Annotated in this window: 24 protein-coding genes and 2 pseudogenes; 14 read left to right on the plus strand and 12 right to left on the minus strand. The window is 37.6% G+C overall.

The genetic code is table 11. The features are described 5' to 3' along the window. Positions 1-464: 464 nt before the first annotated feature. From IM319_RS07980 to IM319_RS07990, 3 genes are all read left to right on the plus strand, one after another. Positions 465-734, plus strand: coding sequence for a hypothetical protein (locus IM319_RS07980; protein ID WP_002756830.1), 270 nt, complete (start codon positions 465-467; stop codon positions 732-734). Between the two features lie 123 nt (positions 735-857). Continuing rightward, positions 858-1,526, plus strand: coding sequence for an energy-coupling factor ABC transporter ATP-binding protein (locus IM319_RS07985; protein ID WP_287686982.1), 669 nt, complete (start codon positions 858-860; stop codon positions 1,524-1,526). A gap of 22 nt (positions 1,527-1,548) precedes the next feature. Beyond that, on the plus strand, positions 1,549-2,160 hold the full coding sequence (locus tag IM319_RS07990; protein WP_287735219.1) for an NYN domain-containing protein: 612 nt from the start codon (positions 1,549-1,551) through the stop codon (positions 2,158-2,160). 129 nt (positions 2,161-2,289) lie between these two features. Here IM319_RS07990 and sfsA read toward each other — a convergent pair whose 3' ends face one another. Then, entirely contained in the window at positions 2,290-3,009 is a 720-nt protein-coding gene (gene sfsA / locus IM319_RS07995) for a DNA/RNA nuclease SfsA (RefSeq protein WP_287735221.1), read from the minus strand. Between the two features lie 142 nt (positions 3,010-3,151). Between sfsA and IM319_RS22455 the strand changes: the two are divergent. The 3 genes and pseudogenes from IM319_RS22455 to IM319_RS08005 all read left to right on the plus strand — a co-directional run. After that, positions 3,152-3,241 (plus strand): annotated as a pseudogene (locus tag IM319_RS22455) (rubredoxin); the annotation flags it as partial. 182 nt (positions 3,242-3,423) lie between these two features. Beyond that, complete coding sequence (aroC, locus tag IM319_RS08000) at positions 3,424-4,524, plus strand: chorismate synthase (RefSeq protein WP_287735223.1); 1,101 nt, start codon at positions 3,424-3,426, stop codon at positions 4,522-4,524. Between the two features lie 13 nt (positions 4,525-4,537). After that, positions 4,538-5,740: a glycosyltransferase family 4 protein gene (locus tag IM319_RS08005; protein ID WP_287735224.1), complete on the plus strand. Its 1,203-nt coding sequence runs from the start codon at positions 4,538-4,540 to the stop codon at positions 5,738-5,740. Between the two features lie 284 nt (positions 5,741-6,024). Here the strand turns inward: IM319_RS08005 and IM319_RS08010 are convergent, their stop codons facing one another. Next, positions 6,025-6,174 (minus strand): hypothetical protein, encoded by a 150-nt coding sequence (locus IM319_RS08010; protein WP_287735225.1) that lies wholly within the window; start codon positions 6,172-6,174, stop codon positions 6,025-6,027. Positions 6,175-6,229: 55 nt separating this feature from the next. Beyond that, positions 6,230-6,820, minus strand: coding sequence for a Uma2 family endonuclease (locus tag IM319_RS08015; protein WP_287735227.1), 591 nt, complete (start codon positions 6,818-6,820; stop codon positions 6,230-6,232). Positions 6,821-6,896: 76 nt separating this feature from the next. Between IM319_RS08015 and IM319_RS08020 the strand changes: the two genes are divergently transcribed. After that, on the plus strand, positions 6,897-7,019 hold the full coding sequence (locus tag IM319_RS08020) for a hypothetical protein (protein WP_286823715.1): 123 nt from the start codon (positions 6,897-6,899) through the stop codon (positions 7,017-7,019). Here IM319_RS08020 and IM319_RS08025 read toward each other — a convergent pair. Further along, positions 7,016-7,408, minus strand: a complete 393-nt coding sequence (locus IM319_RS08025; protein ID WP_287687475.1) for a type II toxin-antitoxin system death-on-curing family toxin — start codon at positions 7,406-7,408, stop codon at positions 7,016-7,018. The genes IM319_RS08020 and IM319_RS08025 overlap by 4 nt on opposite strands. After that, positions 7,405-7,629 (minus strand): AbrB/MazE/SpoVT family DNA-binding domain-containing protein, encoded by a 225-nt coding sequence (locus IM319_RS08030; RefSeq protein ID WP_158201318.1) that lies wholly within the window; start codon positions 7,627-7,629, stop codon positions 7,405-7,407. Before IM319_RS08030 ends, IM319_RS08025 begins: the two co-directional genes overlap by 4 nt. Positions 7,630-7,698: 69 nt before the next feature. Here IM319_RS08030 and IM319_RS08035 point away from each other — a divergent pair. The 4 genes and pseudogenes from IM319_RS08035 to IM319_RS08050 all read left to right on the plus strand — a co-directional run bounded on the left by IM319_RS08035 (position 7,699) and on the right by IM319_RS08050 (position 15,540). Further along, positions 7,699-7,984 (plus strand): annotated as a pseudogene (locus IM319_RS08035) (hypothetical protein). A gap of 67 nt (positions 7,985-8,051) precedes the next feature. Next, entirely contained in the window at positions 8,052-9,608 is a 1,557-nt protein-coding gene (locus IM319_RS08040; protein WP_287735229.1) for an AAA-like domain-containing protein, read from the plus strand. Positions 9,609-10,155: 547 nt separating this feature from the next. Then, positions 10,156-10,428, plus strand: a complete 273-nt coding sequence (locus tag IM319_RS08045; protein ID WP_287735230.1) for a type II toxin-antitoxin system VapC family toxin — start codon at positions 10,156-10,158, stop codon at positions 10,426-10,428. A gap of 474 nt (positions 10,429-10,902) precedes the next feature. Further along, positions 10,903-15,540 (plus strand): sacsin N-terminal ATP-binding-like domain-containing protein, encoded by a 4,638-nt coding sequence (locus IM319_RS08050; protein ID WP_287735232.1) that lies wholly within the window; start codon positions 10,903-10,905, stop codon positions 15,538-15,540. Between the two features lie 173 nt (positions 15,541-15,713). Here IM319_RS08050 and IM319_RS08055 read toward each other — a convergent pair whose 3' ends face one another. Continuing rightward, the gene (locus tag IM319_RS08055; RefSeq protein WP_287735233.1) at positions 15,714-16,304 is read right to left on the minus strand and encodes a Uma2 family endonuclease; all 591 of its coding nucleotides are present in this window, start codon (positions 16,302-16,304) and stop codon (positions 15,714-15,716) included. 382 nt (positions 16,305-16,686) lie between these two features. Further along, a complete protein-coding gene (locus tag IM319_RS08060) occupies positions 16,687-17,181 on the minus strand; it encodes a hypothetical protein (protein ID WP_287675003.1) in 495 nt (164 codons plus the stop codon). 455 nt (positions 17,182-17,636) lie between these two features. On the opposite strand from IM319_RS08060, the gene IM319_RS08065 reads away from it, so the two are divergent. Then, positions 17,637-18,467: a hypothetical protein gene (locus IM319_RS08065; protein WP_287735234.1), complete on the plus strand. Its 831-nt coding sequence runs from the start codon at positions 17,637-17,639 to the stop codon at positions 18,465-18,467. A 129-nt stretch (positions 18,468-18,596) separates the two neighbouring features. Here IM319_RS08065 and IM319_RS08070 read toward each other — a convergent pair whose 3' ends face one another. After that, the gene (locus tag IM319_RS08070) at positions 18,597-19,280 is read right to left on the minus strand and encodes an anticodon-binding protein (RefSeq protein ID WP_287735235.1); all 684 of its coding nucleotides are present in this window, start codon (positions 19,278-19,280) and stop codon (positions 18,597-18,599) included. Positions 19,281-19,728: 448 nt separating this feature from the next. On the opposite strand from IM319_RS08070, the gene IM319_RS08075 reads away from it, so the two are divergent. Then, on the plus strand, positions 19,729-19,947 hold the full coding sequence (locus tag IM319_RS08075; protein ID WP_286825227.1) for a hypothetical protein: 219 nt from the start codon (positions 19,729-19,731) through the stop codon (positions 19,945-19,947). Beyond that, the gene (locus IM319_RS08080; protein WP_287076827.1) at positions 19,940-20,224 is read left to right on the plus strand and encodes a type II toxin-antitoxin system YafQ family toxin; all 285 of its coding nucleotides are present in this window, start codon (positions 19,940-19,942) and stop codon (positions 20,222-20,224) included. Before IM319_RS08075 ends, IM319_RS08080 begins: the two co-directional genes overlap by 8 nt. Before the next feature lie 71 nt (positions 20,225-20,295). Here the strand turns inward: IM319_RS08080 and IM319_RS08085 are convergent, their stop codons facing one another. The 4 genes from IM319_RS08085 to IM319_RS08100 all read right to left on the minus strand — a co-directional run bounded on the left by IM319_RS08085 (position 20,296) and on the right by IM319_RS08100 (position 23,485). Next, positions 20,296-21,210 carry a DNA adenine methylase gene (locus IM319_RS08085; protein WP_287735236.1) on the minus strand — a complete coding sequence of 305 codons (915 nt, stop codon included), beginning with the start codon at positions 21,208-21,210 and terminating at the stop codon, positions 20,296-20,298. A gap of 73 nt (positions 21,211-21,283) precedes the next feature. Next, positions 21,284-21,799 (minus strand): alpha/beta hydrolase, encoded by a 516-nt coding sequence (locus IM319_RS08090; RefSeq protein WP_287674995.1) that lies wholly within the window; start codon positions 21,797-21,799, stop codon positions 21,284-21,286. A 167-nt stretch (positions 21,800-21,966) separates the two neighbouring features. Continuing rightward, positions 21,967-22,356 carry a hypothetical protein gene (locus tag IM319_RS08095; RefSeq protein WP_286825230.1) on the minus strand — a complete coding sequence of 130 codons (390 nt, stop codon included), beginning with the start codon at positions 22,354-22,356 and terminating at the stop codon, positions 21,967-21,969. Between the two features lie 166 nt (positions 22,357-22,522). Further along, positions 22,523-23,485, minus strand: a complete 963-nt coding sequence (locus tag IM319_RS08100) for an orange carotenoid-binding protein (protein WP_287735237.1) — start codon at positions 23,483-23,485, stop codon at positions 22,523-22,525. Positions 23,486-23,566: the final 81 nt, after the last annotated feature.

Consider the following 23,566-nt stretch of genomic DNA (forward strand, 5'->3'; position numbering starts at 1 on the left):
CAGGTGGTCAACTACCTAATTTTCAGGGAAAAAGTACCTGAATTTTCCCCCTGATCACTCCCAGGCCTGGTACTTTTTGATTGACAAAAAGTCTAAAAGTCTTACCCAACAAGGTTTTTAGATTTATTCAGCAGACCCTATCTAACAATTATTTCCTGTCGCTATCATTACCAAGATTAGCTATTGCTGTAGGGTGCGTTACCTAATCTGGCTCCTACTGCTGCACCGATAGATTTTGGGGAACGCACCATGCTAATTCATTCAAGCAAGTGATTGCCAGCTAACAACGCCTCTGCACACCGACTGCCGAGATTTAATCGGTTATGACCCTAAGGTTATCCCCACAGTGAACAGCAATCAGTGAACTGAAAACTCACATCTGATAACTGATAACTGATCACTGACTTCCCAACCCCTGCTATACAATGGTTTTTGACTTGTTTTTTGGAAGGGAACGCTAAACTATGTATTCGATCGATATTACCCTGAAACTCTCCCCCATCCCCATTTCCGTGCAGCGCAAGGAAGAAGCAGCAGCAGACGCTTTGTATCAAACAATTATTAACGCTATGCGATCGCCAAATCCGGAATTATTAGAATTAACCTGCGAAAAACAAACCGATAAAAAGGTGGCGGTTTTGAGCGATCAGATCAGTGCGGTGATTGTTTCACAAAAATCCGGGGCTGCCTCCACTGGTAGAGCGCCGGGGTTTGTCGCTTTAGCCACAGAATAGTTCTTTAATCAGTTATCAGTGAGCAGTAACCAGTAATCAGTGACAAGAAAACGGCAATCGCCTACATAACACTTTCCACTGAAAACTCAAAACTGATAACTGATAACTGATCAACTCATAATTATGACTATAAAAGTAAAAGACCTCTGCTTTAGCTGGCCGAATGGGAAATCAGTATTAAATGGCTGCTCTTTGCAAGTTCCCAGAGGGGAATTTTGGATGTTGTTGGGGACAAATGGCAGCGGTAAATCAACCCTGCTGCGGCTCTTAGCGGGATTATTAAAACCTAGTCGCGGGGAAATAGAGATACCTAACCCCCTCGGTTTTGTTTTTCAAAATCCCGACCATCAGTTAGTTATGCCAACAGTGGGGGCAGATGTGGCTTTTGGGTTGGTATCCGAGGGTTTATCCACGCCGGCAATTCGGGCGCGGGTGCGGGAATCCCTAGGGGCGGTGAATTTATTAGAAATGGAAAAACGACCGATCTATGCTCTCAGTGGCGGACAAAAGCAAAGAATCGCCATTGCGGGGGCTTTAGCTCGTCATTGCGAGGTTTTGCTCTTTGATGAACCCACCGCCCTTTTGGATGGGGATACCCAGCTAGAATTAGTCTCTCAAGTGCAGAAATTGGTCAAAAACCGGGGGATTACGGCCCTTTGGGTGACGCATCGCCTGGAGGAATTGGATTACAGCGATGGGGCATTTTTGTTGGAGGGGGGCAAGGTAACGGATCAGGGAAATGCCCTAGAATTAAAAGCGAGATTATTGGCAAGTGCGGCGGTTGAATCTTAAATTTTTTGTTAATATCATTAGGATGCTGTTTTTTAGAACTGCCCTTAATGCCACACCAATTACTCTCAAAGCCATGGTTAATTTCTCTGATCGTTCCCTTCTGCTGGTTGATGGCTACAACGTAATCGGCTCTTGGCCGTCCCTGAAAAAAATTAGCGATCGCCACGGTCTCGAACCGGCGCGAGACAAGTTAATTGAAACCCTAATCGGTTACACCCACCATCAGGGTTATCAAACCCAAATCGTCTTCGATTCCTACCTTCAAGATACCCCCGGCAGCCAGGAACGCTACACTAACCATTTATCGGTTTATTTTACCGCTCACGCTCAAACCGCCGACACCTATATCGAGAAAACCTGTGCCGATTTTTGGCACGATCGCGCCCCAGCTATCGGACGGATTATCGTCGCTACCTCTGATAATGCCCAAAAAATGACGGTTATGGGTTATGGGGCCCAGTGGATTTCCGCTCAACGTCTGGAAATCGAGGTGGATTTAACCGGTCGTCGTCTGAGAAAATCCCAGAGTTCTTCTCAAAGTCCCAAAGGGCGTTTTTTATTCCATTCTCTCGATGCTAAGGTGCAACAGAAATTAGAGAAAATGCGCCACGGAATTAGTTATCAAAAACCTTGACAAATTACCCCAAATATGTATCGACAAAAATCCCCCTTAGAGGCACAGGTAACTGTGTCTCTAGGTTTTTAAAGGTCAGTTGCGGTCTGGGGGATTTTGTCAAAAGCTGGCCCCTCTAAACCACTGGTGTCACAGTTGCAATTCTGCTAAACCTAAATAATAAATTCCCGTGGGTGTCACTTGGAAGCGACAGGGTAAAACTTTGACTCCTTTAGCCACTGCTTGACGCAATAACTGCCCGTATTTAGTATCCTTACTATCCCCCGGAGCAAACTGGTCACAATCACCCCGATTAATAAAGTAGAGCATAATCGCCTCCGCTGCCGGCAATAAAGCCATTAATTCCTGTAAATGCTTCTGTCCCCGCGTGGTGACAGTATCGGGAAAAAGTGCCGTTTCTCCCTGATTCCAAGTGGTATTTTTGACCTCGATATAGGTGAGGGATTTATCACCATGGGTCAACAGAAAATCAATTCTACTGCCATTATTTTGACCGTAGGCCACTTCCGATCGCACCTCGGTGTCATTTTTGACCAAATCGGGAAAAAATCCTTGCAACAGGGCATTTTTCACCACCTGATTGGGAAGATTGGTATTAACTCCCACCCAAGTCTCTCCCAGTTGAATCATCTCCCAGGTATAAGCTAATTTTCGCTTCGGGTTATCACTGCGAGAAAGATAAACCGGTTGACCCTCTACACATACATCCGTCATCGGTCCGGTATTAGCGCAATGGGCCGTAATTAATTCTCCGTTGTCCAGTTGTATCTCGGCAAAAAAGCGTTTGTAACGTTTAATTAAAATACCCTTGACAAGAGAAGGATAAGTGTGAACCAACAAGGGAGTCATTAAATTTTCGCCACGGAAAAAAACAGCGTGTTCTTTTGATATTAACGCGAGTTTTAGCGGAAAATAGCTTATAGTTTCAGAAGAATTGTCCCAAAGTTTCTAAGTCTAGATTAAGAGGAAAACTACCTTGAAATAGGTTTGTTCAGTCTGTGGCTACGAATACGACCCAGAAATCGGCGATCCTGACAACGATATACCTCCTAACCCCCAACCCCCAACCCCTAACCCCTAACCCCTAACCCCTAACCCCTAACCCCTAACCCCCAACCCCTAACCCCCAACCCCTAACCCCTAACCCCCAACCCCCAACCCCTAACCCCTAACCCCTAACCCCTAACCCCTAACCCCTATTCCCGAAAAACTGATAACCGCTCAGGTACAATAAAACCTTGAGGCTTAATAGACATTGAGATTATGGGTAACACTTTCGGACGACTATTTCGGGTTTCCACTTTTGGAGAATCTCACGGGGGTGGGGTAGGAGTGGTTATCGATGGTTGTCCCCCGCGCTTAGAAATTTCCGAAGAGGAGATTCAAATCGATTTAGACCGTCGCAAACCGGGACAAAGCAGAATCGTGACCCCGCGTCGGGAAAATGACATTTGTGAGATAATTTCGGGCGTTTTTGAAGGCAAAACCCTCGGTACACCGATCGCTATTTTAGTGCGGAATCAGGATGCTCGTTCGCAAGATTACAACGAAATGGCCGAAAAATTCCGACCTTCCCATGCGGATGCCACCTACGAAGCAAAATACGGCATTCGCAACTGGAAAGGAGGAGGCAGATCTTCGGCCCGGGAAACCATCGGCCGGGTGGCCGCAGGAGCGATCGCTAAAAAAATCCTTAAATCTGTCTATAATGTCGAGATTATCGGCTATGTGAAGCGAATTAAAGATCTTGAGGCAATCATCGACCCCAACACCGTCACCCTCGACGAGGTGGAAAGTAATATAGTGCGTTGTCCCAACGGGGAAACGGCCGCCAAAATGATCGCCCTGATTGACCAAATTCGCCTGAATAAGGACTCGATCGGCGGTGTGGTGGAATGTGTAGCCAGAAATGTGCCGAAAGGTCTAGGAGAACCCGTTTTTGATAAGCTAGAAGCCGATTTAGCTAAGGGGATGATGTCCTTACCCGCGAGTAAGGGATTTGAAATCGGATCGGGATTCGCGGGAACCTTCTTAACCGGCAGCGAACACAATGACGAGTATTTTATCGATGATAACGGGGAAATTCGCACCACTAGCAATCGTTCGGGAGGCATCCAAGGGGGAATCAGTAACGGTGAAAATATTATTATCCGCATCGCTTTTAAACCCACCGCGACTATCGGTAAAGAACAAAAAACCGTGACGCGCACCGGGGAAGAAACCACCCTGGCAGCCAAAGGAAGACACGATCCTTGCGTTTTACCCCGGGCCGTCCCTATGGTGGAAGCGATGATGGCTTTGGTATTATGCGATCATCTGCTCCGTTTTCAGGGACAATGTACGGTTAGCGATCGCTTTTTCTAAACCTTTACCCGCGATGAAATTTTTATTCCTTCATTCCAATTTTCCCGCCCAATTTCGCCATTTAATCACGGTTTTAGCTCAAGAACCCCGAAATCAAGTGATTTTCGGCACTACCCGGCAGGAGGGAGAGATAGCGGGGGTAAAAAAATTTATTTACAAGGAAAGTCGCGCTGTTTCTCCCCAAACCCATCATTATGTCCGTCCCCTTGAAAGTGCGGTTTTACAAGGTCAAGCGGTTTATGCTGTTTGCCAACAACTGAAAAATCAAGGATTTTATCCCGATATTGTCTATGCACATTCTGGCTGGGGGCCGGGTCTATTTATCAAGGATATTTTCCCGAAAACTAAGTTTTTAGCTTATTTTGAATGGTTTTATCATGCCCATGGTTCCGATGCTGATTTTGATCCGGCGGACCCCCTTAATGCTGATGCCGAGGCCCGGATTAGAATTAAAAATGCGCCAATCCTCATCGATCTGGTCAGTTGCGATCGAGGTTTATCGCCGACTATCTGGCAAAAACAACAATTTCCCCGCGAATTTCACTCGAAACTGACGGTTTTACACGATGGCATCGATACGGACTATTTTTGTCCCCGTCCCGATGTGCAGTTAGTGATTCCAGAGATAGGTTTAGATTTATCGGGTGTTAAGGAGATTGTCACCTACGCAACCCGGGGAATGGAACCCTATCGCGGTTTTCCCCAATTTATGACGGCTGTTTCCCTAATTTTAGCCCGTCGGCCTAACTGTCATATCGTAATTGTCGGGGAGGATCGGGTCGCTTATGGGAAAACTCTACCGGACGGCAAAACCTATAAACAATTGATGTTAGAAAGCCTTTCTTTGGATTTATCCCGGGTGCATTTTACCGGTTCTCTGCCCTACGGTCAATATAAACAGGTTTTACAGGCATCGGCCGCCCATATCTATCTTACTCGTCCTTTTGTGCTTTCTTGGTCAATGTTAGAGGCTATGGCTATGGGTTGTGTGGTGATTGGTTCCGATACTCCCCCCGTGCGAGAATTAATTACTGATGGGGAAAATGGTTTATTAGTGGATTTCTTTTCTCCCCAACAAATAGCCGATCGCGTGGATGAAGTGTTAAATTATCCCCAGGGTTGGCAAAATCTGCGTTTAAATGCTAGGGAAACTATCAAGCAACGCTACGACCTCAAGCAATGTTTACAGAATCATCTAGATTGGTTATTGAGTTGATTTTTCAGTGATCAGTAATCAGTGAACAGTAATCAGTGAATAGTAAACAGTAATCAGTGAAAAGAAAGCTGCGAACTTGCTGGGTAATTAGTCACCGCAATAAGGACAGCCTTATTGAGAATGACTAAACATAGAAGTATTACTGGGTAAGGGTTTCTCAATCAACATATATGAAATACTTATACTAAATCCAGTTATTAAAGACTGATTATCTATTCCTCCTTTTGCCTCTTGCCTATCCTGATATGTAGCCTATGCTCAACGGATTTAGTATAATATCGCTATTAAATTCTTTCTCTTACAATTCTAATTTCTTCCCAAGCAGGAATATTACCTGCTCGTCTTTCTTCTAATAATACGGAGGCGATGAAACGGTTAAAAACTTGTTCCCTTTTGATGGAATATTGAGAATTTAATTCTTGACATTCTGCCACTGTTAAGTTAACCCCTAATCTTTAGATAGGCGGAAAAAATCACCATTTTATATTGTTATGTTGATTCAATAATTTTTATCCCTGCTCTAAATTCCCGCAGTGCTTGAGCATGATTTTCTATACCAATACAACGCATTAATAAACCTACATCTAAATTCGGTAAAAGTTGCGATTTACTAACAGCTTCATAACCATCATTTCCTAAACTATAAAACAATAACTCATCATTCATCCAAAACCAAACTTCGGGAATTTGTAACCGTTTGTATGCTTCCAGTTTATTAATTCCTCCACTACTAACAACCACCTCAATCACTAAATCAGGATGTTTTCTATTTGCTCCCAATTCATAGGATTTATCACCTTCTCTTTTAACCTTTTCAAATTCATTTTCTAAGGTGACAGAACCAGTAGGAGTAAAATCTAATCCCAAAAATTCTAAATAAATTTCTAGTAAAGCACCAATACGTTCTTTGATAGTTTCGTGTTTTTTCCCTGGCATTTTTCTAATCTCCAAAACTCCATCTAAAAAAGATAACCTTAACCCTGGTCGATCAATTAGCTGTTCAACAGCTTTAAATTCTCTCCAGGTTAAGTCACTAATTAAAATTGGTTCTGCTTCTCGTTCGATGAGTGTAGTTATCATGATTTAAACCCAAATTTAGAGCGTGAATTTTGTTCACTATGATATGATATAAAAACAGAGTATCATAAAAAACATCATGCAAGCATACAAACTCAAAGGAAAAATTGATCAATCTGGTAACTTGCTGATTACCGAACCCCTGAATTTACCCCCCGGAAACGTGGAAATTGTAGTTTGGGCAGCCACAGACACCCTTTAATATTTAATAGAATTTTCTTGCAGCCATTCTGATATAGTTTCTTGACTTTCTTGGTCGTTTGCTAGTCGTTCCATTATTAAAACGACTTCGGGTTCTGGAACATCCAACGAATATCCATTTAATTCCAGAAAGATAGCCATTACTACGAAAGCTACCCGTTTATTACCATCTATAAAAGCATGATTTTTAGCAAATCCATAACCATAAGCCGCAGCTAAATCAAATATACTGGGTGTAGGTTCACCATAAGCAAGTAAATTTTTCGGTCTATCTAAACTAGCTAAAAACAAATTGTTATCTCGCACACCTGCAAGACCACCATGCTGTATTAATTGGTCTTCATGTATAGCTTTAACAATTATTTCATCTAACCAGAAAATTCCATTCATTTCCCTAACTCATGAAGTGCATTTCTGTATTTTGTGCTGACTTTTCTGTAAGCCTCCATTGCTTTTTCAAAATCAGGATTACCAGCAGTTATAATAATACCTGTTGGTGTTTCAGTGACAAATACACTGTCTCCTTCTTGAACTTTAAGTTTTTCCATGGCTTCTTGAGGTAATGTTATAGCCAAGGAATTTCCAACTCTACTAATTTTTAAGGTGTACATTTAGTTAATAACCTCCTATTCAGCCAATTTGAGATAATAATATAAAAACAGAGTATCATAAAAAACATCATGCAAGCATACAAACTCAAAGGAAAAATTGATCAATCTGGTAACTTGCTGATTACCGAACCCCTGAATTTACCCCCTGGAAACGTGGAAATTGTAGTTTGGGCAGCCACAGACACCCTTGATCATACCACAACCCCAACCACTGAATCAGCACCAGAAACACCAAAAAAGACCAACTAAAATCAAGGTTTTGCAAAACTGGTTTGAGAAAACCCAACCTGCACCTCCTGATTTTGATCCAGATCAAGCTAAATGGGAATATTTAAAGGAGAAACATAACCTGTGAAAGTCTTGCTTGATACCAACATAATTGATAGTGTAAACTTAAAGAGTTCACCTATTACCAAAATTCTATGACTCGCTGGTTTAATATTGCCGGTCCTTGTAAAGACGATATCCACTATATGCTCTCTCCCACAGTACGATTACCAGATTTAGAGGAGCTAATTCAACAACGTAGTTATTTTGTCCTTCACGCACCACGACAAACGGGGAAAACCACCGCTATGTTATCCCTAGCAAAACAACTGACTGATACTGGAAATTATGCCGCAGTCATGGTATCTGTAGAAGTAGGAAGTGCATTTAATCATGATCCTACTGCCGCAGAATTAGCAATTTTAGGGGCATGGTATAATACAATTGAGGATAGTTTACCGACCGAATTACAACCAGCTGCTAAACAATGGCAACAGGAAGAACCAGGAAGCAGAATAAAGGCTTTTTTAAGAGGTTGGGCAAAATCTTTAAACCGACCTTTAGTATTATTTATAGATGAAATCGACTCTTTACAAGACCAAACATTAATATCGGTTTTACGACAATTAAGAGATGGTTTTCCTAATCGTCCAGAAAATTTCCCGACCTCAGTAGGATTAATTGGTTTACGAGATGTGAGAGATTATAAAGTAGCATCTGGTGCTAGTGATAGATTAAATACATCTAGTCCTTTTAATATAAAAGTTGCTTCTCTGACTATGCGAAACTTTAATCTTGCAGAAGTGGGAGAATTATATCAACAACATACAGCAGCAACTGGACAAATTTTTACACCTGAAGCTATAGAAACAGCTTATGATTTAACCCAAGGACAACCTTGGTTAGTCAATGCTTTAGCTAAAGAAATTATAGAAAAAATGGTAAAAGATAGAAATACTGCTATTACTAAAGAACACATTTTAACAGCCAAAGAAATATTAATTGCTCGTCAAGATACTCATTTAGATAGTTTAGCGGAAAAACTCAGAGAAAAACGAGTTAAAAACATTATTGAACCAATTTTAGCAGGGCAAACCTTACCCGATACCCTAGCAGATGATAGGCAATATTTAATTGATTTAGGATTATTAAGACGTGATCCGATGGGGGGATTAGTTATTTCTAACCCCATATATCGTGAAGTTATCCCCCGTGTTTTAGTTCAAGGAACTCAGGACAGTTTACCTTTAATTAGTCCTAGTTGGTTGACGGCAAAAGGTGAATTAAATATTGATGGTTTATTAACAGCATTTCTCAAGTTTTGGCGACAACAGGTCGAACCTTTATTAAGTAGTGCTGCTTACCATGAAATTGCCCCCCATATAGTATTAATGGCTTTTTTACATCGTGTGGTTAATGGTGGGGGAGTTTTAGAAAGGGAATATGCAATTGGTAGTGACAGAATGGATTTATGTTTGCGTTATAAAGATGTAATTTTAGGGATTGAATTAAAAGTATGGCGGGATAAAAAACGTGATCCTCAAGCTGATGGAATTGAACAATTAGAATCTTATTTAGGACGTTTGGGATTAGATTTTGGTTGGTTATTTATCTTTGATAGGCGGAAAAATGCCTTACCAATGGAAGAAAGGTTATCAACTGAAGTTGTGCTGACGGAAAATCAATATAGAATTACTGTGATTAGAGCTTGAGTGTTTTAAAAACTTACTGTTTGCGTTACATTTCATTAACGCACCCTACAGGATTAACTTTGAGAATTTTGCTAAACTAGAAATAGGTAGAAAACGAGGAAATATGGCTCTACCGAACCTGTCATGTAAAACTATCAACAACTTATGCTTGTAAAGCTTGTACAATAAGCCTTTGAGTTTTTGTTAGATTGATATTTATCAACTTTAGAGCATTGCTGTGCAGAGAGGGAGCTTGAGGAATTTTCTACAGTGTAAGTTCGGAAGAACCAGAAATATAAAGTTATGACAGTTGCTAATTCATCACTTTCTCAACAATACATACTTGATATTGAACCAGAAGGACGTTTAACTTTACCGCAATAAATCCAACAAATTCTTAATTTAGAATCTGGATATAGATTAATTTTAACTCTGGAAGATAATGGTACATTACAATTAGTTAGTCTCAAAAACCAAGTTAAAAAATTAAGAGGTTTATTAAAAGATAAATCACCTGATAGAAATTTAGTAGATGAACTTATTCAAGAAGGCAGACAGGAGTATTTAAGTGAATAAATCTGTGTTAGATGCTGCTGCCTTTTTAGCTTATCTTAGAGATGAACCAGGAGCAGAAATTGTAGAAAATGCCTTGATTAATGGGTGTTATATCAGTATTATTAATCGGGTAGAGGTATTATCGAAAATTGTTGACCTAGGAGAATCCCCAGAGGAAATTATTAAACGATTGAGAGATGAAGGATTATGGCTCTTCGTTACTTGTTATGGTTCGATAGGGGGGCATAAATTGACTAAATCCTTCTCTGGCAAGAGACTTAATTGATGAGTTCGCTCTAGATCAAAAACAATTGACAAAAATCGCCAAATGCCTTTCTACATAAGAGTTCCATCCTTTATAATCCCAGTCCATTGCATAACACAAACCGAAGAACCAAGGAATTATTACAAAATAGTCCAGAAATTCTAGAAATAGATCTAGCGATTCTAGGCAAAAAGCTAACGAAAGAATTAGGAATAGGAGCGAGCTTACTAGGAATTATTATTAATAAGTGAGAGATGGTGCGGCGGACTTTTTCGAGCTAAAACCATGAAAAGCTTATGATATATGGATTTCATCCTTCTTGTCCCCCTGTCAGATTTTTGATTGTTGTTAGTTGATAAAAAAGTGATATGCTAAATAGATACGGCAATATTACCCAATAAAATCATCAATGAGTAACCGATATACTCGGTAATTGCTTAGAACTGGATTTATTAGGTAACAATAATGACCAAATTTCCCTGCGAATAAAGAATTATGCAAAATCCTAAACAACTAATTGAGAAAATATTCAATGAAACAGGTCAGTCTGAAAGAGATGCTGAAAACCTTGCTAATGCTTTAACAAGACTTACAGGTGATTTGTATACAGAAACAGAACGATTTATCTTTGAACTCTTGCAAAATGCTGATGATATACCTAATGAAACTGGTCAAGTAAACGTACTATTTGTCATTCTCTGCGAACATTTTTTGATTTTGCATAATGGTAAGCCTTTTGATAGCACTAATGTAGACGCTATATCGAGTATATCCAAAAGTACAAAAGTCAATAATTCTGAGCAAACAGGTTATAAAGGTATAGGGTTTAAATCTGTATTTGCGGATTCAGAATGTGTATATATTAATTCTGGTAATTTTTCATTCAAATTTGATAGAAATGACAAAAGACATAAAAACCTTGAGAAAACTCCTTGGCAAATCAAACCTATTTGGATAGATAAAAAAGAATATCCTGTAGAAATTCAGCAGTATCAACAATTTTTTACTTTTCCTGTTGCAACTGCTATTTATGTGGGACAAGCTAAAATTAAAGAATATAAAACAAAGTTAGAAAAATTATTTCAAGATCCTAGATTAATTTTATTTTTACGTCATGTTCACAGAATTGATGTAATAGGCTTAAATATAGGCTTAAATATTGATATCTCCATCACTAAAGAAAAGCAAGGAGAAAAATACAAAATATGTAGAAATAACCAAACTACTTATTGGTTAGTACAGGGTTTTGAATTTAATGTGTCTAAACAAATCAAAGATAAGATGGAGGGCGATAAAAAAATACCTGATAAACTCAAATTAGTTGAACGGTCAAAACTTACCTTTGCTGCTCAAATTATAGATAATAAATTGGTTGCTGTAAATGAAGAAGATTCTGTTTTATTTACATATTTACCAACCAATGTAAAAGAATATAAATTTCCTTTCTTAGTTAATGCTGATTTTCTGACTACAGCTAACCGACAAGAAATTCATCATGATAATCCTTGGAATATATTTCTTTTTGCTAACATAGCTTATTACTCGTTAACATGGATAGCTGAAGTTGCGAAAAAGACAGAATATAGAAACCAAGTTACTAATATTTTACCATCTAAATTTTCTTTGAACTTAGCTAAAAGTGAAACTTTTATCTCATTTAATCAAAAATTTGATCAAGCTCTAGAATTAATTGCTTTTATTCCTTCAGAACAAGATAATAAATTATTAACTGTAAATAATTCTATTTTAGATGAGACAGAAATTACTAAAATAATACCAGTTGAAACTGTAAGAACATCTTTTGATTCTAAGCGATACTTTATAAGTAATTCATTACTCAATAAAACAAAACTAAAGAATTTTGGTGTTAAAATTTTTGATGTAAAATCCCTTGGTAGTTTTTTGAAGTCCATACATTACCAAAATATTGTTAAAAGCAACCCGCAGCTTATTTTTCAAGTATTAGCTCATTTAAAAACAAAAAACTTATCTAATAGAGAATTACTTTCTATAAAATTTATTTTGGATGAAAATAGTAATTTGGCTAGTCCTGATCTATTATATTTCCAAATTATTGAATCAGAGAAAGAAATAAAAGAAATATTAAATTTCGATATTTTTTATTTTATACATCCTGATATAGACGAAAAACTTAGACAAGACCAAGAACTCTTTGCATGGGCAAAAAATAATTTAAGAATTAAGATTTTTAATGGTTACGAAATATTGAAAGAAAGAATAAATCAAGCTAAATACAAACCAGATGTAAAATTATCCTTAGATAACTGTATAAATTATGTCAGATTTATTTTTAAATATTATTCTCAACTGAATTCTGAACAATGTCAAAAATTAAATGAATTACAATTAATTTATCGTAATCCAAAGGATAATAAATATTATCTTGATTGTGCTTGTAATTTTTATTTATCCGATTTTTATAAACCTCAATATCCAACAGAGGAAGTAGCAAATTTAATTGGTATTGAAAATTTTAAGTTTGTTATTCATAATTATTGTGAAACTACAGCTACAGTTAGTAATTGGAAATATTTTTTCTTATTTATAGGTGTTAAAGATCCTAATGGATTAGATATTATATCTAACACAATAATTCCTATGATTACCAATAATGCAATTAATGATACAAATACCATTAATATTACTAGATATATTTTTAATGTGTGGAAGACGTTATCGTTGAGTAATGAGGATATTGAATCACTTCATAAATTACCTTTATTAACTAACAATGGATTAGAAGTAGCAAGTCAATGTAACTTATCTGAGTTTTATACAAATGAAGAGTTGGAAGATATATCACTATTAGAGGTATCATTACCTAATTTAATCAGTAATAAATATTATCAAGAAGGAGATTCTATTATTGAATGGAAAAGGTTTTTTACTGGTGTCTTAGGAGTATCTGACTTAAAGGGTGTCGATTTAATTAGAGAGAAAATTTATCAAGTCCTCAATAACCCAGAGATTATAACATCTGAAAATGCTGTTGATATATGCAGAAAAATATTTACATATCGTACCTATTTAACTCAAGAAGACTTTCAGAAATTACGTGGATTAAAACTTTTGGTCAGAAACAATAATTTAGAACTAGCTAAAAAGTGTTACTTATCAAATTACTATAATCCCCAGCAAAATTTAGAAACTTTCTATGAAGATACTGATTTTTATCAATTTGTTAGTTCTAAATATTCCGAACATGAATCATCTAATAAAGAGCAATGGAAGGAATTTTTTATAAATATAGGAGTAGAAGAGAAAGTCAGATTTTGGATATATAATGATAAGCGAGAAATTCAATTTTCAACGCAATTTGAAAAAGAATACTTAGGAGTTATTGGACTTGATTCTAATGAGCAAAAACACTTTTTTCAAAATTTTATTTATTACCCCCATTATGTGTACTTTAATAATTTTAGATTTTCTCAGAAAATATGGAGGTATATAAATGATAATTGGGATAGATTAAATTTAGGACAGCAATCAAAAGTATGGAGAAATAATATTCCAGTAGAAGTAATTTCCTATTTTCAAGTTTCAGTAAAACATAACTACTCAATTCCTTGCTTTGATGAAAAATGCCATAAGTCATCTGAGGGTATATACTCTAATCGAATCAGAGAACTCGCAGGAGATTGCTACAATGTATGTATATGTAGCTTGAAAGAAGAAGTAGAAGATTTTATTGGTGTGAAGCGAGAGCTTAATGTAGAAAGTTGTTTAACTATCTTAGATGATATTGCTGAAAAATATACTGAGCATACCAACAAACATGATAGACGACTAAATCAAGTCTTTGAACATTTTTTAAGATGTATTATACAAGGAATAAATGAAGAAGATAAAGAAAAAATTAAAACTTGGATAAATAGTGGAAAATTACTAACTTATGATGGTAAATTTCGTTTTATTAATGATTTATTCTATTTTAGTACATCATTGAAATTACCTCCTAAGCGCAACTCTAGTTTAGTAAAATTTGCTGATTCTGGTGTAAATTGTTCTCAATTTGAAACAATACTTGATATTTTAAAAGTTAAAAAAATCACTATTGAGGATATGGATATTAATTTGGATAAAAGTGAAATTGATAACTATCTACCTGGTTTAATTAAAGCAAGGTCTATATTTATAGGTATATTACTTACTGGAAAACGTGATATTTTAATAGAGGAGCAAATTAAAGAGAAAGTAGATAACATTCGATTTTATAATCCTCCTAAAATTCTCATGATGTGTAGTTTAATAGACTATAAAGAGTCTTTACATAATTACTATGATAAAGATAATAATTCTATTTATTATGTAAGGAAGTGGAATAGTATTAAAAATGTTAATTTGGGTAAACATTTACTTGATGCTTTGAAGTTAGATAAAATGAAAATTACAGAGCAATTAATGTTACAGTTACTAGATGATGAGATTGAAGACATCAAAGAATACTTACTAGAAAATGGTTATGATATTGGGGATATTCCTGAAGAAGAAAAATTTACGCCCCCTCCAGAAAATATCCAAGAACCACTAAATCAAAAAAATATATCTAATAACTCTATATTTGTTTATTCTCCTGGTGGTACAGGTGAGAATAAAGAGTATTGGGGAGAATGGGGTGAGAGAAAAGCAAAAAGAATGTATAAATTACTAGGTTATTTTGCTGAAAAACAAAGTGATTATTTAGCTTTAGGATATGATTTTTTGTGTAAAGATTCAAAAGGTAAAAATATTTACAGTGAAGTCAAAACTATAAGTTATAACAATCCTATCATTCGCTTAAAAACAAGCCAGTGGGAATCTTTATGCTCAGAAAATCGAAAGGATAACTATGAACTTGTAATAGTAATTCATAAAGGAGATACATTAATAGAAATTATTAGAGTAAGTTCAGTTTGGGCTACTTTAAAAAATATTTTAAGTAAACTTAACCACCAGAGTATATCTCAAGCTAATTATCAAGGAACTGTTGAAGTGATACTTGGGTTACAAAAAAATCAGGACGGAAACGCTAATGAAATTTTAATCAACTGGCAAAGGCTTTTTAAATCAATACAACATTCCCATGTCAATATATATCCACAAGGGATACCTAATGTTACAAAGGGATCGTGAATGTTTTCAGAAAGTCACTAACTTTCTTTTATCCATTTTACAAGCTCGTCACTCACATTTCTCTTCCCGTTAATATACTGAAATTCTCTCAACCAAAATCTGATTGATAATTTGCTGCTTCAACGAATCCACAGCAACTGAAGCAATAATTTCTTAATCGTTTTCTATCAATATTAACCCAAGCAATTCGGTTTAATCCCTGCTCTAAATTCTCCCAGCGCTTGAGCATGATTTTCTATACCAATACAACGCATCAATAAATCTACATCTAAACTCGGTAAAAGTTGCGATTTACTAACAGCTTCATAACCCTCATTTCCTAAACTATAAAACAATAACTCATCATTCATCCAAAACCAAACTTCGGGAATTTGTAACCGTTTGTATGCTTCCAGTTTATCAATTCCTCCACTACTAACAACCACCTCAATTACTAAATCAGGATGTTTTCTATTTGCTCCCAACTCATAGGATTTATCACCTTCTTTTTTAACCTTTTCAAATTCATCTTCTAAGGTGACAGAACCAGTAGGAGTAAAATCTAATCCCAAAAATTCTAAATAAATTTCTAGTAAAGCACCAATACGTTCTTTGATAGTTTCGTGTTTTTTACCAGGCATTTTTCTAATCTCCAAAACTCCATCTAAAAAAGATAACCTTAACCCTGGACGATCAATTAGCTGTTCAACAGCTTTAAATTCTCTCCAGGTTAAGTCACTAATTAAAATTGGTTCTGCTTCTCGTTCGATTAGTGTAGTTATCATAATTTAAACCCAAATTTAGAGCGTGAATTTTTCTCAACATGATATCAGATAAAAACAGATGATCATGAAAAATATCATAGTCTAACAAACTCCCCTTAATCATACCATAGCCAGTAAACCTTTTGAGAATACCAAATCATCAGACCTCTTGTAAAAATCAAAAATTGTTGTTAGGATTAGAAGTCAGTAGTCAGGAGAATTAAGAATGAATAATAATCAATTAAATGGTCTATTTACAGATTTTAGACAATCTAATCCTTATTTTTGACGTTTTTGAACCATCAAAAATTAATTATGCAAGAGACATTATCTAAATTACTTGTTAATACTGCACACTTAAAACTCAAATCTGATAACTGATAACTGATAACTGATAACTGTCTTACTCAGCTTTTACCAAACCCTGAGAGCGAATACAGGCCTGTTCCCAGCGACAATCGGGATTAACTTCCACCGGTTTGAGTTGCGCCCAGATTTCGCCTTGAGCATCGGCATAAAAACTATCGATAATAGCGGCAATACGAGTACCAAAAGGTTCGGTAATGAGGACAGAATCGGTCAGATTAAATACTTCGCCATTGGCTCCCGTCGCTTTTTCGATGACAGGAATTTCTGCTTTGGGAATTGGTTTTCGGAATAGAGGAGCCGAATCGGAACGAGGACGGAAAGGAGATTTTATCTCGCTACTGACTGATTTTACCGTTTCTGCGGCTGGTTTTTCCTCGATGATTTCTGAAGGGGTTTCCGGGGGTTTGGGGGGTACTGCAGCCCTAGAACCCTTTTTAATAATTTGTAGAGGTTGTAGGGGAGGAGTGGTTTTAATTGGCTCTTCGGGGGGTTCAGGGGTGCTAGGGGTTTTCTTCGGGGGACGTGGCATGATACGACAAGGAAAATAAAAACTATAGAATTATTGAAGCACATCGAGCCGCTAACCCGCTCGACCGATGCTTGTATCAATAGATATCTAGGGTTTGCGGCAAAAAGTTTTTCGTGGGGGTAGGGTGTGGGGTGTGGGGTGTGGGGTTTTATGGCTGGCACTTTTTGATGTCAAAAAAGTCTAAAAGTCTTACCCAACAAGGTTTTTAGATTTATTCAGCCAACCCTATCTACGAATTAGTCGATTCCCCTCTCTCCCAACTTAATGAAAAAACTTCTCATTAAGTATTGACAAAAATTCCTAATAAGCTTATAGTTATTTATAGTGTTCTCCTCTCAAGGATCGGCAGTGGAACCGCGCGGCAGTCTCTAACAATGCGGTTCCCATTTTTTTTTGGAACGATAGAAGGCTTTTAACGTCTCTAAACTTCTAGGTTTCCTCATCCTTTGGCTTTTATGAACGATAATTCCGACCTGTACCTCGATCATCTCACCCATGCGGATACTGTCATTACTGCTGAAATTGTCGAGCATGAGAGTCAATCAACAGATGAGACAGATTGGCCGGCTCTATCCTCTCATTTACGTCAACAAAATCAAGAATTACAAGGGGAGATCTGGCGACGGGAGCAGGCTCTCGCAGAACTACGATCGCAGTTAGCCGAGCAACATCGTCGCTGGCAAAGTTGTGATACCCTAATCCAGCAGCAAAACGAGGAACTGCAATACGAAAAGCAACAATTACAGCGAGCTTTAGGAGAAATCGAACAGTATCGTCAAGCAGAACAACGGCAACCGATGATTATTGCCAATTTGACCGCAGAATTGACCCGCACGCGTCAACAATTAGCCCGTTTAGAGCGAGAATGTGCCTTAATTCAGGAAAGTTATCAGGAAAAAAGCCAAAAACTGTGCAACTATGACCAGCAATTGCAGGAATTACGCACCCGTCTCCAACGTCAGCAACGCTACACCCTCCAGTATAAAGCGGCCTTAGCCCAGTATTTCCAGCGCGGGAGCGATCGCAATTCTCCCCCGGATTTAGCCCTTGTCGCCAAGGCAGCCGCGATCGAGCCTTGGTCTCAGACAGAAAACCAAGAAAGGGATGAAGTGGCTCCCATCGATGAGTTTTTAGCGGAATTAGAGACAATTGAGCCAGTGGAATCCTTAAATAAGAAAGAGAGGGATTGGCCCGCACCTATCATCTCCCCTTCCCCGAAATATTCCTCTTTTCGGGTTGATTTGCCCACTTTTATTAAATATCGCCAAGAAGAAAATAATTCCTGAACAACAGAAAGAGAGCCGGCGACTGTCCATGTTTCGTCTCGGCTCTCTATTCTGGTTCGCTCCTCACACTAATTAAAATCTATCATAAGCTGATGGTTTTGTCCACTAAATTCATAAAAGTTAATATTTTTATAGTTCCGTCATCGGCAGCAGTTGCCATTTTTGACGGAGAAGACGGTTAAGTAGTTTTTGACTGACGCTAATCAGGATTAATCTCGATCGCTGAATTGGGGCCGATTCTCCGATAATGCGACAGTTACGCTCAAAATTGAGCATTGCCTCGCAAAAATTTGCGGTTAGGGGATAGGGTTTCTGGCGTTCCCAACAATCACAAACAGTTAAAATTTGCAGGATTAAAGCTATTTCGGCGGGATGATGCCACGATAATAGTTCTGGCTCGATTAATCTAATTTTTTCCCGATTGAGCAGTTGTAACAAACCAGAATAGCGAGCGTGAGTGTATTGAAATAAAAAGAAAAATTCTCCTCTGGGATGGAGAGGAAGCTGATCCGAGAAAAATTGATCGATTAAATCGTTTAGTTTCAGTAACCAAAAGGACAAACATTGCTGATCTAATAATAATTCTAGCCATCCTTCTTTAAGCTGAATTTGCGGAAAAAGGACGATTAAATGGTTAAATATGGTTTGAAATTGAGCGGGCGTAAAATAATAAAACAGAGGTGAACGATAGAGGATAATATCAGTTTTTGGGCAACGATAGAAAGTTAATTTATGGTTGTTTTCTGGAAAAATATTAATTAATTGTTGTTTTAAGCAATGCTCGATCGAGGGATGATTGCAGATAAAATTCATACTCAGAAGGGTAAACGTAGTCGTGCCCAATTAATTGCCATTGGCGAGATAGGCACTATGGTCAAAGCAAATTTTTAGCTTAAGATGGATATAGGCGATCGGATAGTCTTTCTCTTGTCAGAAACTTCAGACTATCTCTAGGGGCTTACCTCTGTCAATCCCGGGGGTTGCACTTCACTTTTGCATGGGCGCTATATCTAATATATTATCGAAGAAGACTATCTTGAAAGGGGAGTTTACTGCTATCATTGAAGCGGCAACAGAAGGGGGATACTGGGCGATTTGTACTGAAATTCCGGGTGCAAATGGTCAAGGAGAAACCCTTGAAGAAGCCAAGGAAAGCTTAAAAAATAGGCACTCATGCAAGAGGTAGTTATATCTGTGTAATTAATTTTGCTTAGGTACTGACAATAAATTTATTCTTTAATTTGAAAAAGGAAAAGCGCCAATGTCACAAACCCTTCAATTTCATCAAATTTTAGAAATGATTGACAATCTTTCTTTTGATGAACAAGATGATTTAATCAGTATTATTAGACATAGACAAATTGAAAAAAGACGAGAAGAAATCGCGAAGAATATCCATCAAGCGCGTCAAGACTACCAACAAGGGAAAGTCTTTCGGGGAAACATTGATGATATTATTGCAGAATTAAACAATGACTAAATTAATTCTAAGCTCATCCTTTAAACGAGCTTTTAAGGTAATCATTAAAAGCAGACCCGATTTAAAAAGCAAAATTGAGGCTAAATTAAGATTACTTGCTGACGATCCCTATAATCCTATATTACGCACTCATAAACTTAAAGGAAAATTATCAGGAGCTTGGGCTTGTTCGGTTGAATATGATTGTCGTATTGTCTTTTGCTTTGAGCAAAATCAAGAAACCTTGCAAGAAGAAATCAATTTAATCGATATTGGGACTCATGATCAAGTCTATTAATAGTCTTGCCCCTCGATCTCTTGAAGAAATATTTTTATTCATGTCGTCTTTTGTGTTAGGCTTAATTTTTGTCAATTATTGATCAGTAATTCCCAGATTTCTTCCCTATTATTGCCCTGGGAATTAATATTTCGTCGGGCTTTTACCCTTTGAATATTATAATCTTTATATAAATCATCAAAAAAATTATTGTTAGAGTCAAAGTTTTTAACGTCGGAATTACTTAAAACAAATTTATAACCGGCCTGATCCACTCGATCGATAAATTGTTTTAATCTTATTTGCTCCTCATCGTTAAAATTTTCTTTAGTATAAGAGGTAAAAGCTGATGTTTTTTTAATCGGTTTATAGGGAGGATCAAAATAAAATAAAGTCTTGTTATTGGCATAATTTAGGGTTTGGACAAAATCTCCTTGTAGGATCGTTACTTTTTGTAAATGATGGTTGACAGCTAATAAGTTTTCTTCATTGCAGATCAACGGTTTGACATATTTTCCAAAAGGGACATTAAAAAGTCCTTTGCTATTGACTCTATAAAGTCCATTAAAACTTGTTTTATTGAGAAATAATAACAAAACTGTCTTTTCTAGATCGTCATCGCAGCTGCGAGAATTAAATTCTATTCTTTTATCCAAAAAAAACTTTTGTTGTTCCTCTAGATTTTTAAGTTCATAAAAATCCTGCTGAATTTTTTTAAGCTTGACTATTAATTCTTTGACATTATTTTTAATAACATTATAAGCCATGATTAAATCAGGATTGATGTCATTAATAATGACTTTTTGGACAGAAGAAAAATTATTTAAGACTGAGAATAAAACTGCCCCACCTCCGACAAAAGGTTCAATGTAGTTAAACTGACAATCTTGAGAAATCTGGGAATTAATCAAAGATAGAATATTGGGAACCAGTTGAGTTTTGCCTCCCGCCCACTTTAAAAAAGGTTTGCCGCTAACTGTTTTCCTTTCAGACAAAGAAGTGGTCATTATTCCTACCAGATTATCCTAATTTATTCAATTTACAGCGCAATTCAAGAAAACCCGAAAGGCGGATTTGGTATCAGAAAGGTAACCGGGGCATTTTTTTCAATACTGACTCAATTTGGTTGATTAAATCCAGCAGACGATTGCCATCCACATGAACCTCGCTGGTGGGATAATTAGCGAGGACTTCGATGATTTGAATCTCGTTATCGTTGAGGGCAGAAGTGACTAAGGAACCTCGTAAAGCTTGCCGACTAGCAGCCCGATTGGGGGTGTGGACAATTTCGGCGGCATAATCTAGCAAACTTTCGCCCAAAAAACTATTAAGAAATTTGGAAAGAAAGACGGCATCCACCGCTACGCGACGATTAAGGATTTTACGGAATTCTTCGGGTTTTTGGTTAGCCATCTTTAATTGTGCCGCTAAAGCGGGAGCTAATTCGCCTGTTTCGCTCAATTGCTTTAATTCTGATACCGATACAGACCCTTGGAAGATGTAGTATTTGATGATAGCTGATTCGGCGGCTGACAAAGACTGACAAACACCGAGAAAGATAGATATTCCTAGGGGAAGTAAAAGATTTTTGAACATAAAGCAAAGGTGCAAAACAAGCGAAAAGCGATCGGGATGATTGACTCATTCTAGCGGAATTGGTTGCCGCTTAGGAAAAACTTAAGACGGTGTTGATTATCTAGAGATGAATTTTTTAGTCACCCAACTAGAAGCGGAAAGCTGATAGCTTAATGCTAATCATTAATTTACATTCGCGAGAGGGCAGCGATTTTCGCTAGTTTATCTTTTTCCAAACCGTTGAGATCCTCTAGCTTTAACCATCCTTCCTTTAACAGTTGAGCAAAGACAAAAATTAGGGAAGTATAGCGATAGTCATATTTACCATCAATCTGATGTCGTCGGGCGCTTAGATAATCGTGCATTTGCCAGATATCATCTAAAACCGTGATCTGAACAGACTGTTCTTTAATATGTTCTATTAAAGTGCTAGTTTCTCGCTGATAGGCTTTTTGGAAAGCAGTTTGAGCAATTTCTTGTTCGGTATCTGACCAAATTATTTCACTCACGGGCATGATTTTAGTTTTAGGGATGATAATTTTGGGTTTTTGAGCGACCATGACTCTTGGCTCCGACATCTGTAAGAATGATCGTTTAGTTATTCTTACCTACATCAGAGAGGAAACTGGTGTATTTCCCAATTTTTTAAAGTCAGCTTTTTGATTGTAGAAAAAAAAGAGTTCACTTGACAAGGAACTCTAATAAATTTCATCAGAATTTTTAATGATTTCTTCCAGTAGCTATTTAGCCACGGGCAAAGTTTAATAATTCTTTCGGAGAAGCTAATAAATCGATCGCTACGAAGAAAATTTTATTATCAGGAGTTAGGAGGAAGCGCCATGCCATATTCATACCCACACCCGCACCAAACCAGGGGGTTTGTACTTTTCCTGTCACTTTAATCTGAGTAAAACCGTCATCGGCGGGTTCCACTACACCGCATTCGGGGATTAATTTCAAATTTTGGCATTCTTCGCGGAAAAAGCGATATACTGACTCTTTACCGACGATGGGACGTTGGAAAGGTGGTTGCAGAGCGCCGTCAGGGGTGAATAATTCAATTAATACATCAAAGTCATTGGCGTTGAGGTTGTCCATATAGTTGAGGACGGTGGCATTGGTAACGCCTTCAATGCTAACTTTGGTCCGTTCGGCAATATTTTGGGGAGGAACCACGGGTTCGGAAATACGGTTATAATCGCCCAGTTTCTTGGGATCGTAGCCCATATCCACCACACAATTCCGCAGAACGGTGATTTGTTGTCCCGACTCTAATTTTTTAATCCCGTCTAAAACGGCGGTAGCATTAGCAGATAGTTGATAACCCTTGGGAATTGGCGCAACACTGCCATCTTCCATCCATTGTCCTAATTGATACCAGAATCCCAGTTTGATATTAGCAGACCAAGTGCCGTAGGTACGACAAATCGGAGTGTCAGCATGGTTCGCTAAGTCGCACATCACCTGCGACTGTTGCAAGGGTGACATCTGCCGAATTTCATTCATGGTGTTTTCGGCAAATACCATACTAGCAGCGCCGGGGGCGGCAACGGTGATGGTTTTGCCCATTTCTAGATAGGCAAACCAAATCAAGGCTAGTTGATCTTCGGTATTCAGCTGATTGAAACGCGCAATCGTGGCGGGAACCACATCCGCTGATAGCGTGTTGGGGAAAATGCTCCGCGCTGATTCGATCGTAAACGGCATAGATTCACCTTGAAGTAAAGTTTTGTATCAATTTACTCCCATTCTATCATATTGGCGACCCAAGGCAGCACCGATGGAGAA

The organism is Microcystis sp. M113S1, assembly GCF_020246945.1.
GTDB lineage: Bacteria > Cyanobacteriota > Cyanobacteriia > Cyanobacteriales > Microcystaceae > Microcystis.